Annotated in this window: 14 protein-coding genes; 3 read left to right on the top strand and 11 right to left on the bottom strand. The window is 68.3% G+C overall.

Translation table 11 applies throughout. The features are described 5' to 3' along the window. From QN152_12650 to add, 6 genes are all read right to left on the bottom strand, one after another. Positions 1–742 (bottom strand): SufD family Fe-S cluster assembly protein (locus QN152_12650; protein MDR7540357.1); only part of this gene is annotated, 742 nt, incomplete at its 3' end. Beyond that, the gene (gene sufB / locus QN152_12645; GenBank protein MDR7540356.1) at positions 743–3226 is read right to left on the bottom strand and encodes a Fe-S cluster assembly protein SufB; all 2484 of its coding nucleotides are present in this window, start codon (positions 3224–3226) and stop codon (positions 743–745) included. A 1-nt stretch (position 3227) separates the two neighbouring features. Beyond that, positions 3228–4058, bottom strand: coding sequence for a Fe-S cluster assembly ATPase SufC (gene sufC, locus QN152_12640; protein MDR7540355.1), 831 nt, complete (start codon positions 4056–4058; stop codon positions 3228–3230). A 71-nt stretch (positions 4059–4129) separates the two neighbouring features. Beyond that, the gene (locus tag QN152_12635) at positions 4130–4735 is read right to left on the bottom strand and encodes a winged helix-turn-helix transcriptional regulator (protein MDR7540354.1); all 606 of its coding nucleotides are present in this window, start codon (positions 4733–4735) and stop codon (positions 4130–4132) included. 80 nt (positions 4736–4815) lie between these two features. Then, positions 4816–5739 (bottom strand): sigma-70 family RNA polymerase sigma factor, encoded by a 924-nt coding sequence (locus QN152_12630; protein ID MDR7540353.1) that lies wholly within the window; start codon positions 5737–5739, stop codon positions 4816–4818. 98 nt (positions 5740–5837) lie between these two features. Continuing rightward, positions 5838–6845: an adenosine deaminase gene (gene add, locus QN152_12625; protein ID MDR7540352.1), complete on the bottom strand. Its 1008-nt coding sequence runs from the start codon at positions 6843–6845 to the stop codon at positions 5838–5840. Positions 6846–6974: 129 nt separating this feature from the next. Here add and QN152_12620 point away from each other — a divergent pair, with 129 nt between their 5' ends. Genes QN152_12620 through QN152_12610 form a run of 3 tightly spaced genes read left to right on the top strand, consistent with a single transcriptional unit; the run spans position 6975 to position 10306 of the window. Continuing rightward, positions 6975–7997: a thiamine pyrophosphate-dependent enzyme gene (locus tag QN152_12620; protein MDR7540351.1), complete on the top strand. Its 1023-nt coding sequence runs from the start codon at positions 6975–6977 to the stop codon at positions 7995–7997. Positions 7998–7999: 2 nt separating this feature from the next. Continuing rightward, a complete protein-coding gene (locus QN152_12615; protein MDR7540350.1) occupies positions 8000–8983 on the top strand; it encodes an alpha-ketoacid dehydrogenase subunit beta in 984 nt (327 codons plus the stop codon). 57 nt (positions 8984–9040) lie between these two features. Then, positions 9041–10306 (top strand): dihydrolipoamide acetyltransferase family protein, encoded by a 1266-nt coding sequence (locus QN152_12610; protein ID MDR7540349.1) that lies wholly within the window; start codon positions 9041–9043, stop codon positions 10304–10306. A 41-nt stretch (positions 10307–10347) separates the two neighbouring features. Here the strand turns inward: QN152_12610 and QN152_12605 are convergent, their stop codons facing one another. The 5 genes from QN152_12605 to QN152_12585 form a co-directional block, all read right to left on the bottom strand. Then, entirely contained in the window at positions 10348–11064 is a 717-nt protein-coding gene (locus tag QN152_12605) for an ABC transporter ATP-binding protein (protein ID MDR7540348.1), read from the bottom strand. After that, a complete protein-coding gene (locus QN152_12600) occupies positions 11051–11782 on the bottom strand; it encodes an ABC transporter ATP-binding protein (GenBank protein ID MDR7540347.1) in 732 nt (243 codons plus the stop codon). Before QN152_12600 ends, QN152_12605 begins: the two co-directional genes overlap by 14 nt. A 5-nt stretch (positions 11783–11787) precedes the next feature. Beyond that, a complete protein-coding gene (locus QN152_12595; GenBank protein ID MDR7540346.1) occupies positions 11788–12750 on the bottom strand; it encodes a branched-chain amino acid ABC transporter permease in 963 nt (320 codons plus the stop codon). Beyond that, positions 12747–13610, bottom strand: a complete 864-nt coding sequence (locus QN152_12590) for a branched-chain amino acid ABC transporter permease (GenBank protein MDR7540345.1) — start codon at positions 13608–13610, stop codon at positions 12747–12749. The genes QN152_12595 and QN152_12590 overlap by 4 nt, the downstream gene beginning before the upstream one ends. Positions 13611–13617: 7 nt before the next feature. Beyond that, the coding region (locus tag QN152_12585) for an ABC transporter substrate-binding protein (protein MDR7540344.1) at positions 13618–14147 on the bottom strand (530 nt) is incomplete at its 5' end.

The following is a 14147-nucleotide window of genomic DNA, read 5'->3' as shown; positions in this document are numbered from 1 at the left end:
GGATCAGGCCGAACTCCCAGACGTTGACCCCCCAGTGCTGGAAGGCCACGTAACGCACCTGGGCGCCGTCGCCCACCACCAGCTCCACGGCGCCGCTGACCACCGTCTGCGCCTCCGTCTCCTCCGAGGCGAAGAGGTCGACCAGCGTGACCCGGCTGCCCTCCCCGGCCACCAGCAGCGTGTGGGGGGCCAGCAGCGCGCCCGGCGTGTCCACCCAGGAGGCGCTTACCAGCGGCCGGGCCACCTCCACACCGGGGGGGACGTAGAGTAAGGTCCCGCCGCGGCGAAGGGCGACGTGCAGGGCGCGGAACTTCAGCTCGTGGGGACTGACCAGGGAGAGGAAGTGCTGCCGGACCAGCTCCGGGACCTGCGCGGTGGCCCGGTCCAGGTCCAGGAAGAGGACACCCTGCCGCGCCACCGCCTCCTGCAGGGCGGCCTGCACCGTCTGGCCGTCGCGCTGCACCAGCAGCCCCGCCGGCTCTTCCCCGCCCAGGGCGGCGGCCAGGACCGAGGGAAGTCCCTCCTTCTGCTCCGGCTCCACCCCGTCCAGGGGGACCCGCAGCCCGTCCAGCCGCAACCCGCTGATGTCGGTGCGCCGCCAGGCCTCGCTGGTGGGATCAGGCAGAGGGAGGGCCTCGTAGAGCCGCCAGGCCTCCCGCCGCCGCTCCCGCATCCAGGACGGCTCTCCGCTATGCTCCCCCACCGCCTCCACGGCGGCAGCGCTCAAGCCCAGTGTCTGCACCTAACCAACAGACCCTTCCATTTCCAGGGCGATCAGGCGGTTGAGCTCCACCGCGTACTCCAGGGGCAGCTCCTTGGTGATGGGCTCGATGAAGCCGCGGACGATCATGCCCATGGCCTCGTCGGCCTTGATCCCGCGGGCCATGAGGTAGAAGAGCTGCTCGTCGCTGACTTTGGAGACGGTGGCCTCGTGGGTGATCTGCACGTCCTCTTCGTCGATCTCCATGTAGGGATAGGTGTCGGAGCGGCTGCGCTCGTCCAGGATGAGCGCGTCGCAGCGTACCGCGCAGCGGCTCCCCTTCGCCCCGGAGTAGACCTTGACCAGCCCTCGGTAGCCGGCCCGCCCCCCGTCCTTGGCGATGGACTTGCTGACAATGCTGGACTGGGTGTAGGGGGCGGCGTGGATCACCTTGCCCCCGGGGTCCTGGTGCTGCCCGCGGCCGGCGTAGGCCACGGATAGGATCTCCGCCTTGGCCCCAGGCTCCAGCATGTACACCGAAGGGTACTTGGCCGTGACCTTGGAGCCGATGTTCCCGTCCACCCACTCCATGGTGGCGTCGCGGTAGGCCACGGCGCGCTTGGTCACCAGGTTGTAGACGTTGGGCGACCAGTTCTGGATGGTGGTATAGCGGCAGCGCGCCCCCTCCTTGACGATGATCTCCACCACCGCCGAGTGCAGGGAGTCGGTGGTGTAGATGGGGGCGGTACAGTTGTGCACGGCAAACCCGCGGGTCACGTAGGCATTCGGCGCTGTCATCAGCTCCAGGTTGAACACCGGACCGTCGTACGGCGTTTGCGTGATCTTCTTGATCGGCACCAGGAAGTACCCGTTGCCCCGGCGTACCTCACTCTGCTGCTTGTCAGGTGAAAAGTAGAGGACGTACTGATCGCGGCGCGTGATCTCACGGCCCGCAATGGCATCCTTGCCCCCACGGCGCACGCTAATCGTCGCAAAGTGCCCCTGGCGCGCGAGCAGCTCTTGCAGTTGCCAAGCCAGCTGCTTCGAAGCTGTCGACGCGCGTACCACCTTGTGCTTCCGCCTGGTGTAGACGCTGCCGTCGCCTTTCAAGTAGGCGTCAAGCAGGTGAGCCTGCTGCGCGGGCGGCAGCTCCATGATAGACTTGCTCAACTGCTTGTCCGCGGCGCCCCGGCCGCACTCGGTCACGCACAGATCCATCAGCTCGCGGGAGTACACCCTGACCTCGACCGAGTGGCGCGCCGCCTGCCGAATCTCCATGGGTCGCTTCCCGGTAAACCCCTCGACGAGCGCCTTCACCTCGTCGATGTGCTCCCGCTCGCCTTCGTTGAAGCTGAAGGAGACCACAGGCTGGTTAAGCTTGTTGTGGACGTAAGCGGAGCCCTCTGCGAGGTAGTACCCCAGCAGTCGCAGGATTACCTGCGTGTAGCGCGGGTTTTCCCGCGTCACCTTGGGGATCGGGAAGACAAGGAAGTCGCCGGCCTCCAGTCGACCCGCCGGCACGAACCGGGGCTTGCTGGCAATCAGCCGGCTGGTGTCGACTTCGACCCGCCATGCCCGTCGCGCTCGTCGTCGCACGGCTACATCATGCCGCTTGACGGCCATCACGGGATGCTCGGGCGTTACCTGGAACGCGTTGGCGGGGGACAGCGGGCGGATCGTCATCATGTTGCCCTTGAATGGCCGGGCGCGAACGCTCTTGACGACCGCCTCGTTGCCGTGGCTGTCCATCACAGTGTCACCCGGACGGACGGACTCGATATTGACCCAGCGGTCTCCGGTGCTTACGAGCTCGCCAGGCGGCAGACATCCCTCTACATAGTGCACGTAAGAGCCGGGCTCGCAGATGATCAGGGTGCGCTCGAACTGCCCCATGCGCTCAGCGTTGATGCGGAAGTAGGCCTGCAGGGGGATGTCCACGCGCACGCCCTCGGGCACGTAGATAAAGGAGCCGCCCGACCAGACCGCCGAGTTCAGGGCGGCGAACTTGTTGTCCTCGGGGGGGACCACGGTGCCGAAGTACTCCCGCACCAGGTCGGGGTACTTCTGCACAGCAGTGTCGGTGTCCAGGAAGATGACCCCCAGCCTCTCCCACTCCTCCTTCAGGTTGTGGTAGACAACCTGGCTCTCGTACTGGGCGCCCACGCCGGCCAGGAACTTCCGCTCCGCCTCAGGGATGCCCAGGCGGTCGTAGGTCCGCTTGATCTCAGCGGGGAGGTCCTCCCAGGTGCGGCTCTGCTTCTCCATCGGCTGGATGTAGTAGTAGATCTCATCGAAGTTGATGGTGGAGAGGTCCGGCCCCCAGGTGGGCAGGGGGCGGCGGGTCCAGTGCTCGTAAGCGTGGAGGCGGAAGGCGCGCATCCACTCCGGTTCGCCCTTCAGGTAGGAGATCTGCTCCACCACCTGGGCGTCCAGGCCCGGCCGCGCCTTGAAGACGTAACGCTCCGGCTCCCGGAAACCCCACTTGTAGTGTTCCAGGTCGATGCCCAGCGGGCTCTGCGTGGCCATCTCAGTGCACCACCCAGAAGACCTTCCCCGCGCGCCGCACCGCTCCGCTCTCCGCTACCTCGGCGTGCACCACGTCCACCTGAGACTTGATCCCCTCGTAGCCGCTCTGCTCCAGCTCCTCGGCCAGCTCGGGGCCGCCGGAGACCACCAGCCGCCCGTCGAACATCACGTGCACCTGGTCCGGCCTGATGAACTGGAGGATCCGGGAGTAGTGGGTGATCACCAGGATGCCCATCTGCCCCCGCGCCGCCTCGAACATGCGGTTCACGCCGTCAGCCACGATCTTCACCGAGTCGATGTCCAGCCCGGAGTCGGTCTCGTCCATGATGGCGATCTCCGGCTCCAGCAGTGCCATCTGCAAGATCTCCGCCCGCTTCTTCTCCCCGCCGGAGAAGCCTTCGTTCACGTAGCGCCCGGTAATGGCCGGATCGATCTTCAGCTCCTCGATCCGAGCCCGCAGCACCTTCTGGAATTCGGCGACCGGCATCAGCTCCCTGTCATAGCCGCGTCGCGCGCTGACGGCGGTGCGCAGGAAGGAGGCCATGGTCACCCCCGGGATGGCCACCGGGTACTGGAAGGCGATGAAGAGGCCGCGGCGTGCCCGCTCGTCTGGAGCCATGGCCAGCAGGTCCTCTCCCTTGTACAGGACGTCCCCCTTCACCACCTGGTAAAAGGGGTTACCCATCAGGACGTTGGCCAGCGTGCTCTTGCCCGAGCCGTTGGGCCCCATCAGGGCGTGGATCTCCCCTTTGTTCACCGCCAGAGAGACGCCTTTGAGGATGACCTTCTCCTCGACCTGCACGTGCAGGTCGCGAATCTCCAGGTCCGCCACATGCCACCCCGATTCTTGACCGGTCAGGTCAACAATCTCCTACTCATTCTATTGGCGGGCGTGCATCACTGTCAAACCAGGTAGGTACACACCGGTGCTCCCCCCAGGCGGTACTCGGTACGGCGCGTCTGCGCCACCAGGAGGGTATCCACCAGGCGGTGCTCCATCAGGCAGAGCTGCGGGTACTTCTGAGCCACGCCCCACACGGGGCAGTTGCGGTTGCACAGGGAGAGCCCCTCCCGGGTCCTCTGGAGGGACGGCTCGAACCCCATCTCACCCAGGATGGCCACAACCTCCGCCAGCCGCTCCTCTCCGGCCAGGTCGCCCAGCCGGCTGCGGAAACGGGCGGCCAGACGGTCCCCTACCCGGCGGAGCACCCGGTTCAGCCGGCCCGGGCCTTCCAGCGCGTGCAGCGTCTCCAGGATCTCCTCGGCCAGCCATCGGTATCCCTGGGGGAACAGCCCCCGCCCCTGCTCGCTGAGGACGCAGACCAGGCGCGGTCGTCCCGGCCCCTGGCGCATGGCTTCGGTCAGGACCAGCCCCTCCCGTTCCAGCCTGGCCAGGTGGTGGTGCACGGTCGCAGGGTTGACCCCGGTGCTGCGCGCCAGGTCGGCCACGCTGGCCCGGCCGCGCCGGTGCACTTCCTCCAGAATCCGCCACCGCGTCCCCTTCTCCACCGCTGGTCTCACCTGTGCACCCTATGCCCGCTGGACGAGGCGGTCATCACCCACAGGATGAGGCACCCCTTCGCCGCGGACTAGGCCACCACGCCGCGCAGCCACTCCGACCGCCTCCGCAGGATCCCCAGGGCGGCGGCCTCGATCTGGCGCACGCGCTCCCGGGTCAGCCCCATCTCCCTGCCGATCTCCTGCAGGGTGCGCGGCCGGTCCTCTCCCAGACCGAAGCGCCGTCTGATCACCTGGCGCTGCCGCGGGGTCAGCGCCCCCAGGGCCTCCTCCAGCAGGAGGCGCAGCTCCACCAGCGCGGCGCCCTCCTCAAGCGAGGCATCCTCCCCCGCCAGCAGCTCCCCCAGGGAGGTGTCTTCCTCGTCGTTAACGGGGGTCTCCAGGGACACCGGCTCCCGCTGCAGCCAGGTGAGCTCCCGCACCCGCGCCGCGGGCAGGCCCAGGGCCTGCGCCAGCTCCTCCACCGTGGGCTCCCGCCCCAGGTGCTGGGCCAGCCGATGGGATGCGGCGGTCTGCCTCCTGATCAGGTCTGAGACGTGCACCGGGAGCCGGATGGCCCGCGCCTTGTTGGCGATGGCCCGGGCGATGGCCTGGGTGATCCACCACATGGCGTACCCGCTGAACCGGTAGCCCTTGCGCCAGTCGAACTTCTCCACGGCCCGGATCAACCCCAGGTTGCCCTCCTGGATGAGGTCCAGCAGCGGCAGGCCTCGTCCGGCAAACCCCTTGGCCACGAAGACTACCAGCCGCAGGTTGGCCTCGATGAACCGCCGCCGTGCCTCCGGGTCGCCCCGCTCCACCCGCTGGGCCAGCGCCACCTCCTCGTGCTCGGTAAGCAGAGGGAAGCGGCCGATCTCTTCCAGGTAGCGGCGCAGAGAGTCGTCGTCCTCGCGCAAAGGCGTGGCGGGGGTGGCAAGCAGCGGGCGTCGCAGCCGGGTGAACTTCTTGCTCTGCGGTGAAACTCCACTGCCTGACCGGCGTGTACGTCCGGGCACGGGACCATTCCCCCGGAGTTCGGTCTCACCGCCAGTGTACCGGCAATCGGAGGGTATGTCAAATATTTATTATATAAATGTTTGAACCGCCTGAGGGATCAGGAGGCCGCCAGCGGCCGGGCTACCTCCTCCTCCAGGGCCGCGCGCTGCTGCGGCGGGAGGAAGGCGGCGCGGGCGGCGTTACGCATCAGCGCGGTCACCGTCTCCATGGACAGCCCGAGCGCCACCTGGACAGCCGCCAGCTCCCGGGTCAGGTCGGTACCGAGCAGCACGGGGTCGTCGCTGTTCACGGTCACCGGCACGCCGGCTTTAAGCAGGGTGCGCATGGGATGCTCCGCCAGCGAGGTCACCAGGCCCAGGCGGAGGTTGCTGGTGGGGCAGAGCTCCAGCGTCACCCGGTGCTCCCGCAGGTAGGCCAGCAGCTCCGGGTCCTCTACCGCGCGGATACCATGCCCGATGCGCTGCGCACCCAACTGGTAGATGGCTGTCCAGACGCTGGCCGGACCGGTGAACTCCCCCGCGTGTACGGTGATGCCCAGTCCCGCCTCCCGGGCCCGGTCCACCGCGCGCACGAACATCGCCGGCGGGTAGTTGGCCTCGTCCCCGGCCAGGTCGATTCCCACCACCCCGCAGTCGCGGCAGGCCACCGCCTGCTGCACGATCTGCTCCGCCTCCTCCGGCCCACGCTCCCGCACCACGGTGACGATGAAGCCTGCCTGGGTCCGTGGAGCGGCCGCCCCAGCGGCGGCGGCCATGGCTTCCAGCATGGGACGCACGCCCAGGACGGAAAATCCCCGCCGCCCGCCCACGCGGATCTCCAGGTATCGGATGTTCTGCGCGGCGGCAGCGGCCAGCATCTCGGCGGCGATGCGGGTGATGTTCTCCCGGGTGTACAGGGCGTCGGGGATGCGGCCCGTCCGGCTGGCGTAGCGCATGCGCCGCAGGCGATCGTACCCCCTGAAGGCCAGTGGGTCGGCCACCAGGTGGGCTCCCTCCAGGGGCGGATCCCCGGACAGGCGCTGCTGCATCAGCCGGCGGAGGCGGAGCGAGGTCTCCAGGTGCAGGTGCAGCTCGACTTTAGGAAGGATCCGAATGTCGGAGAGCATTACTGCTATTATAGGCCAGAGACTACATGAGGGCCAATCACGAGCCTTCGACGGGTTCCCAACTCCCTTTGTGCCGATATAATGGATAGGTATTTTGTGGGCCGGCGCGCCTGCTCTCGGGAGGGAGGCATGGCGACAAAACGCGGGGAGGCGGAGGTGCAATCGGGCGCACTGGCCGACGCGGACCTGGCAGAGGCCCTGCCCTGGTACCGTCTGATGCTCATTGCCCGGCGCTTCGAAGACGAAGCGGAGCGGGCCTTCCGCCGGGGCAAGATCGGGGGCTACCTGCACCTCTACAGCGGTCAGGAGGCGGTGGCCGCGGGATTCCTGGCCGTGCTGCGTCCCGACGATATCTTCTTCACCGCCTACCGCGACCACGCCCACGCCATCTTCCGAGGCACCCCGGCCGGGGCGGTGATGGCCGAGCTCTTCGGCCGGCAAACAGGCGTGGTCAAGGGCAAGGGCGGGTCGATGCACATCTTCGACGTCGGCCGCGGGTTCTACGGCGGCTACGGCATCGTGGGCGGCCACATCCCCCTGGCCACCGGCGCCGCCTACGCCCTGCGCTACCAGGGGACCGACCGCATCTGCCTCTGTTTCCTGGGGGATGGAGCGATGAACTCCGGTTCCTTCCACGAGCCGGTGAACATGGCCGGCCTGTGGGGCCGGGAAGGAATGTGCCCCATCGTCTACATCGTGGAGAACAACCGCTACGCCATGGGCACGGCGGTGGAGCGCTCCACCGCGGTCACTGACCTGGCCTCCAAGTTCGGCATCCACGGCATCCCCCACGAGCGGTTGGACGGCCAGGACTTCCTGGAGGTGCGGCGCGCGGCGCGGCGGATCACGGCGCAGGTGCGGGAGACCGGCCGCCCCTACGCCGTGGAGGCGATCACCTACCGCTTCGTCGCCCACGGCGCGGCCGATCTCTTCCAGCCCTACCGCACCAAGGAAGAGGTGGAGGCCTGGAAGGCGCGGGACCCGATCCTCCTGCTGGAACGGGCGCTGCGCGCCGCGGGGCTGCTGGACGACGGTCAGGTGGAGGCCCTGCGGCGCGAGGCGCAGGAGGTGGTGGCCGCCGCCGTGCGCTACGCGGAGGAGAGCCCGGAGCCCCCGCCGGAGGAACTGACCCGGGACGTGTACGCGCCTTAGCCATGGCTGCGGTCACCACTTACCGCGAGGCGCTGCGGGCCACCCTGATGGAGGAGATGGACCGCAATCCGGCGGTCGTCCTGCTGGGCGAGGACATCGGGGTCTACCAGGGCACCTTCCGCATCACCGCCGACTTCCTCAGCCGCTACGGGCCGCGGCGGGTCATCGACACGCCCATCTCGGAGCTGGGCTTCATCGGCGCAGCCATCGGCATGGCCATGCTGGGGCTGCGTCCCGTGGTGGAGGTGATGACCTGGAACTTCTCCCTGCTGGCCGCCGACCAGATCCTGAACAACGCGGCCAAGCTGCGCTACTTCTCCGGCGGTCAGGTGGAGGTGCCGCTGGTGATCCGCGGCCCCAATGGCGCCGGGGTGCAGCTCTCCGCACAGCACTCCCAGAGCCTGGAAGCGGTATACGCCCACTTCCCCGGACTGCAGGTGGCGCTTCCGGCCACGCCGGCGGACGTGCGCGGGCTGCTGCTCACCGCGCTGCGCGGCCAGGATCCGGTGATCTTCCTGGAGAACGCCGCCCTCTACGGGGTGAAGGGGGAGGTCCCCGACGGCGACGCCGCCATTCCCTTCGGCCGGGCCGAGGTCATGCGGGGCGGCCGCGACGTCACCCTGATAGCCTACAGCCGGATGGTGCACCTGGCGCTGGCCGCGGCGGAGCATCTGGCGCGGGAGGGGGTGGAGGCTGAGGTGATCAACCTGCGGACGCTGAGGCCCCTGGATGGCGAGACCGTCATCCACTCCGTCCGCCGCACCCACCGGGCGGTGGTGGTGCAGGAGCAGTGGAAGCCCTTCGGCGCCGCGGCGGAGATCGCCGCCTTGATCTCGGAAGAGGCCTTCGACCTGCTGGACGCGCCGGTGGAGCGGGTTACTGGCGCGGACGTGCCTATGCCGTATGCCCGCAACCTGGAGCTGCTGGCCTTGCCCCACGAACGGGACATCGTGGCCGCGGCCCGGCGCACGCTCTACCGCCAGTAGACCGATGCGGCGCAGGCGCTGGAGACTCCGCGGTCGATAGGAGAGCGGGAGGACGCGATGGCCGAGGTGATCATGCCCAAGATGGGCGACGCCATGACGGAGGGCAAGGTCCTTCGCTGGATCAAGCAGCAGGGCGAAGCGGTCCAGGTGGGCGAGGCCCTGGCGGAGATCGAGACGGACAAGGTCAACGTGGAGCTGCCGGCCGACGAGGCCGGGGTGCTGGCCCAGATCCTGGTCCCCGAAGGCCAGACGGTGCCGGTGGGTCAGCCCATAGCCATCATCGCCCGGCCGGGGGAGGCTGCAGGCGAAGCGCCCTCAGCCCCTGAGCGCCCCCTCGCCGCCGCAGCACCCCCCGCCCCCACCCGGGCCGCGCCCAAGGAGGCGCCGCAGCGCGTGCCCCCGGAGGAGCGGATCAAGGCCTCGCCCCTGGCGCGGCGGCTGGCCCGGGAGCACGGGATCGATCTGGCGGAGGTCCAGGGCACAGGGCCGGAGGGCCGCATCACCAAGGAGGACGTGGAGGCCCACCTGGCCCGCCGCGCAGCGGCCGCGCCGGCACCTGCGGCCCCCGCGCCGATACCCGCGGCAGTTCCCCCGGTGACGGAGGAGGTGCCGCTCAGCCGCATGCGCCGCACCATCGCCCGGCGGATGAGCGAGAGCAAGCAGCAGGCGCCCCACTTCTACGTGACGGTGGAGATCCGCATGGACGAGGCACTCTCCGTGCGCCGCCAGCTCAACGAGGCCCTGGGTGACAAGGTGGTCTCCGTCAACGACCTGATCATGCGGGCGGCGGCGCTGGCCCTGCGCGCCTACCCCAACCTCAACGCCTCCTTCTCCGGAGAAGCGATACGCCGCCACGGGGAGGTGCACCTGGGCTTCGCCCTGGCCCTCCCGGAGGGTCTGATCGTTCCGGTCATCCGCCACTGCGACCGCAAGGGGGTGGTGGAGATCGCCCGGGAGGCGGCTGACCTGGCGGAGCGCGCCCGGCAGGGACGGTTGCGGCCGGAGGAGCTACAGGATGCCACCTTCACCGTGAGCAACCTGGGGATGTTCGAGGTGGAGAGCTTCACCGCCATCATCAATCCGCCCCAGGCGGCGATTCTGGCCCTGGGCAGCGCTCAGCCGCGTCCGGTGGCCGAGGGGGCGACGGTGCGCGTGGCCCACGTGATGAAGGCCACGCTCTCCGCCGACCACCGCGTCACCGACGGCGCGGAGGCCGCCCGCTATCTGGGCGAGGTGCGCCGCCTGCTGGAGAACCCCGTCCTGCTCGTGGCGGACCTCTCCGCCGGCGAAGCTCCCCCCTTGCGCCGCCGCGACAACACTTAGCCGGCAGTCCGGTGGCCTGACCGCAGGTGGCGCCACCAGCCTCAGGGTGAGGAGACTATGCCCAGGTAGGAGGCGACGATCTGCGCGTTGTGCAACAGCGCCGGCCCCGGACCGTCCAAAATAACCCGGCCCGTCTCCAGCACGTATGCGCGGTGAGCCATTCGAAGCGCCTGGGTCACTTCCTGAGAGATCAGGAGAATGGTCAATCCCTCATGATTCAACCGTCGAAGGGCGGCGAAGATCTCGGCGGCCACGCGAGGGGCAAGGCCAAGCGACGGCTCATCGAGCGCCAGCAACCGCGGCTGAGCCATGAGCGCCCGGGCAACGGCCAGCATCTGCTGTTCGCCGCCCGAAAGTGTACCTGCCAGCTGAGCCTGACGCTCGCGCAGGATCGGGAAGAGCGCCAAAACATACTCCATCTGCTCGCGCAGGTGCATCCGGGCGCGCCGGCCGTATGCACCGAGTTCCAGGTGTTCGCGCACGCTCATGCCGGGGAAGAGCAGCCGACCTTCGGGCACATGGACGAAGCCGCGCTCGCAGATGAGGTCCGGGGGGAGCCCGGCAATCGGTTCGCCGTCGAAGACCACCGTGCCCCGGGTGATGGGGTGGAGGCCAGAGAGAACCCGCAACAGTGTGGTCTTGCCAGCACCATTGGGACCAATGACGCTGACGAACTGGCCGGCGTCAACGGTCAAGGATACCCTGTGGAGCACCTCCAGCTCCCCGTAGGCGGCGCAGAGGCCATCAACGCGCAGCACCGTAGTTCTCCCCCAGGTAAATCTGACGGACCTGCGGGTCTGCCTGGATCGCGGCAGGCGGTCCCTGGGCGATGACCTGGCCTGATCCCAGGACCACCACGTGCTCGCACAGATCCATGACAATGCGGATGACGTGCTCGACCAGCAGCACGGTGATCCCCAGCTCATTACGAATCCGTCTCACCAGGGCCACGGCGCCCTCGCTCTCAGCAGGGTTGAGGCCCGCGAAAACCTCGTCCAGCAGCAACAACCTCGGCCCGGTGGCCAGCGCCCGGGCCAGCTCCAGGCGCTTCTTGTCGCCCAGTGTCAGCACACTGACGGGTGCGTCCACCGCACCTGCCAGGCCTACGTACTGCAGCCAGTGACGAGCCTCAGCCCGGGCCTCGCGGATGTGGCGTACTCCCCGGCCATAGAGGACGGCAGCAGCGACGTTGTCGGTGGTGGTCAGTCCGGCAAACGGCCGAACCACCTGGAACGTCCGGGCGATACCGGCCCGTGCGATCTGGAACGGAGGCAGGCCCACCAGGCGGCGGCGCATGAAGACCACGTCACCGGCATCCGGCGGATGGAAGCCTGTGATGACGTTAAACATGGTCGTCTTGCCCGAGCCGTTGGGACCGATCAGGCCAACGATGGCCCCCTCATCTACCTGGAAGCTCACCGAGCGCAACACCACCAGGCCACCGAAGCGCTTGGAGACGCCACTGACCCGTAGCATGGCACTTAGGGCCGCGCCTCCGCTGCCGGGACAGCCGCAGGCGGCCGGGGGGCGCGCCGCCGAAGCCGCTCCAGGTGCGGCAGCAACCCCTCGGGGAGCAGCACGATCACCAGGGCCAGCCCCAGGCCGAAGATGATGCGCGCAGCCTCGGTCCCCACCCGAACAGTGAGGAGCTCATCCACCAGCCGCACCACCACCGCACCCAGGATCGGACCGGCCCAGGACTGCCGTCCCCCCAGCAGCGCCATGAGCACGGCCAGCACTGAGAGGTGGAGGTCGAACATGAAGTCAGGATGGATGTAGGAGCGGTCGTAGGCGTAGATGCCTCCGACCAGACCGGTCAGTCCGGCGCTGAGGATCAATGCACTCATCTTCAGCCGCACCACCGGGACGCCGATGCTCTGCGCTGCCTCCTCATCCTCGCGAATCGCCTCCAGGCCAACACCCATCTTCCCCAGGCGCACAGCCCGCCCGGCCAGAGCGGTGACCAGGGCCACAGCCAGCATGGCGTAGTAGAAGGCACGCCGCGCCACCAGCGGCTCCCACGGCGGGAGTGTCATCCACAATCCCTCTGCCGCGCCGGTCCACGGGAGGTTGAGGACGACGGCGCGCACCGCCAGGCCCAGAATCATGGTGACCACGGCGAAGTACGGGCCGCGCAGGCGCAGGCATGGGTACCCGGCCAGGGCGGCAAACACCGCCGCAACCGCGGCGCCAAGCGGTGCGGTGAGGAACGGCGAGAGCCCGGCCCGGACCAGGAAAAATCCGGTAGTGTAGCCACCGAGACCGAAGAAGGCGGCATGGCCAAAGCTCAGGTACCCTGCGAACCCGCCAATAACGTTCCAGGCCACCGCCACCGCAGCGTACATGAAGGTGGAGTACAGCAACGCCAGCGGGTACTCCCCTGTACCCACCCAGGGGAGGATGAGCAGGGCCGCCACCAGGCCGGCAGCTACCGCCCGCCTCATCGTCTAAACAACCCCGTCGGCCGCAACAGCAGCAGGATACCCAGCGAGGCAAACAGGAGGAATGGCGCCCAGGCGAAGGGGATGACCAGCGTGCTGAGATTGGTCAATGCCCCTACCAGCATACCGGCCACCACCGCGCCGACCAGGCTGCCAACTCCACCCACGATTACTACCAGGAAGACGAACACGAGCCACATCAGGTGGGACGCAGGGGAGAAGCTGTAGATCAGGGCCAGGGCCACACCGGCCACGCCGGCTGAAGCAATGGCCAGGCCGTAGGTGAGGCTTGTGACCTGGCGGAGATTGATGGCGCAAAGCGCGGCACCCTCAGGATTCTGCCAGACCGCACGCACAGCTTTGCCCGGGAATGTCCTGTGGAGAAACAGGTACAGTGCCGCGATTGTCACCGCGGCCAGGCCAGCGCCGGCCAGGTGTGTAATCGGCAGGGCCAATCCGCCCAGCTGCACCGCCCGGCCGGTATAGGCTACGTTGACCACCCGTGGCCCGGGTCCCCAGACCGCGGCCAGGACGTTCTCCAGCGCGGCGGCCAGCCCGAAGGTCAGCACCATGGAGACCAGCACCAGGTCACCGCCCCGCCGGGCGGCGGGGCGGATGACCCCTTCGTGGAAGCCGACACCCACTAGGAAGAAGAGCGGCACCACCACGGCCAGGCTGGCCAGGGGATCCACGCCGTGCGCCGCCAGCAGGTAGACCGCATATGCCGCCCCCACTGCCAGCGCCGGGTGGACGATGTTGATGACATGCGCAACGCCCCAGATCAGGCTGAACCCGGCCCCCAGGAGCGCGTAGACAGTGCCAGTCAGGAGCCCGGTGGCCAGCGCCTGGAGCAATTGGGCCACGAGCGGACTACCGCCTCCAGGGCGGTTTGGGGTAGACCGGCTGCGCCGAGCGGCGCCCGGGCGGCCAGATCAGCTCCACCTCACCGTTGATCACCTGCGTCGCGTACTCGTACGGTGCCGGCAACCCCCTCTCGTCGAAGCGCAACTCCCCGGCGACGGTCTTAAACGTTGTCTCACGCATATACCGCACCAGCACGGCATGGCTGAGGCTCTTGGCCCCTTCCACGGCTTGCTGCAACAACTGGGCCCAGGCATAGCCGAACAGGAAGTACAGCGGCGCCCACTTCAGGTTCCACCGTTCGCGGGCGACCTGGTTCAGCTCGGCGATGCCGGGATAGGGAAGCTTGTGGTGGATGGCCGTCCCCGAGACCACGTAGTCGCCGTCAGGCCCCAGTTGCGTCACCCACTCTGGGATGAGCGTACCTATTGCCTGCAGAATCACCTTGGGATTGTAGTCCAGGGCCTTCATCGCTCTTATGGTCAGCACGCCGTCGGGGAAGAATCCGTTGGCCAGGAACATGTCGGCGCCAAGCGCCC

This window comes from Armatimonadota bacterium (assembly GCA_031459715.1).
Classification (GTDB): Bacteria; Sysuimicrobiota; Sysuimicrobiia; order Sysuimicrobiales; family Humicultoraceae; genus Humicultor; species Humicultor tengchongensis.
This window is presented reverse-complemented; position numbering and strand designations above follow the sequence as displayed.

Bases quoted from the DNA above. Each gene is read 5' to 3' on its own strand.
- QN152_12595 (MDR7540346.1), bottom strand. From the start codon at position 12,750: ATGAGGCGGGCGGTAGCTGCCGGCCTGGTGGCGGCCCTGCTCATCCTC.
- QN152_12600 (MDR7540347.1), bottom strand. From the start codon at position 11,782: ATGCTACGGGTCAGTGGCGTCTCCAAGCGCTTCGGTGGCCTGGTGGTG.
- add (MDR7540352.1), bottom strand. From the start codon at position 6,845: ATGCTCTCCGACATTCGGATCCTTCCTAAAGTCGAGCTGCACCTGCAC.
- QN152_12615 (MDR7540350.1), top strand. From the start codon at position 8,000: ATGGCTGCGGTCACCACTTACCGCGAGGCGCTGCGGGCCACCCTGATG.
- QN152_12620 (MDR7540351.1), top strand. From the start codon at position 6,975: ATGGCGACAAAACGCGGGGAGGCGGAGGTGCAATCGGGCGCACTGGCC.
- QN152_12610 (MDR7540349.1), top strand. From the start codon at position 9,041: ATGGCCGAGGTGATCATGCCCAAGATGGGCGACGCCATGACGGAGGGC.
- sufB (MDR7540356.1), bottom strand. From the start codon at position 3,226: ATGGCCACGCAGAGCCCGCTGGGCATCGACCTGGAACACTACAAGTGG.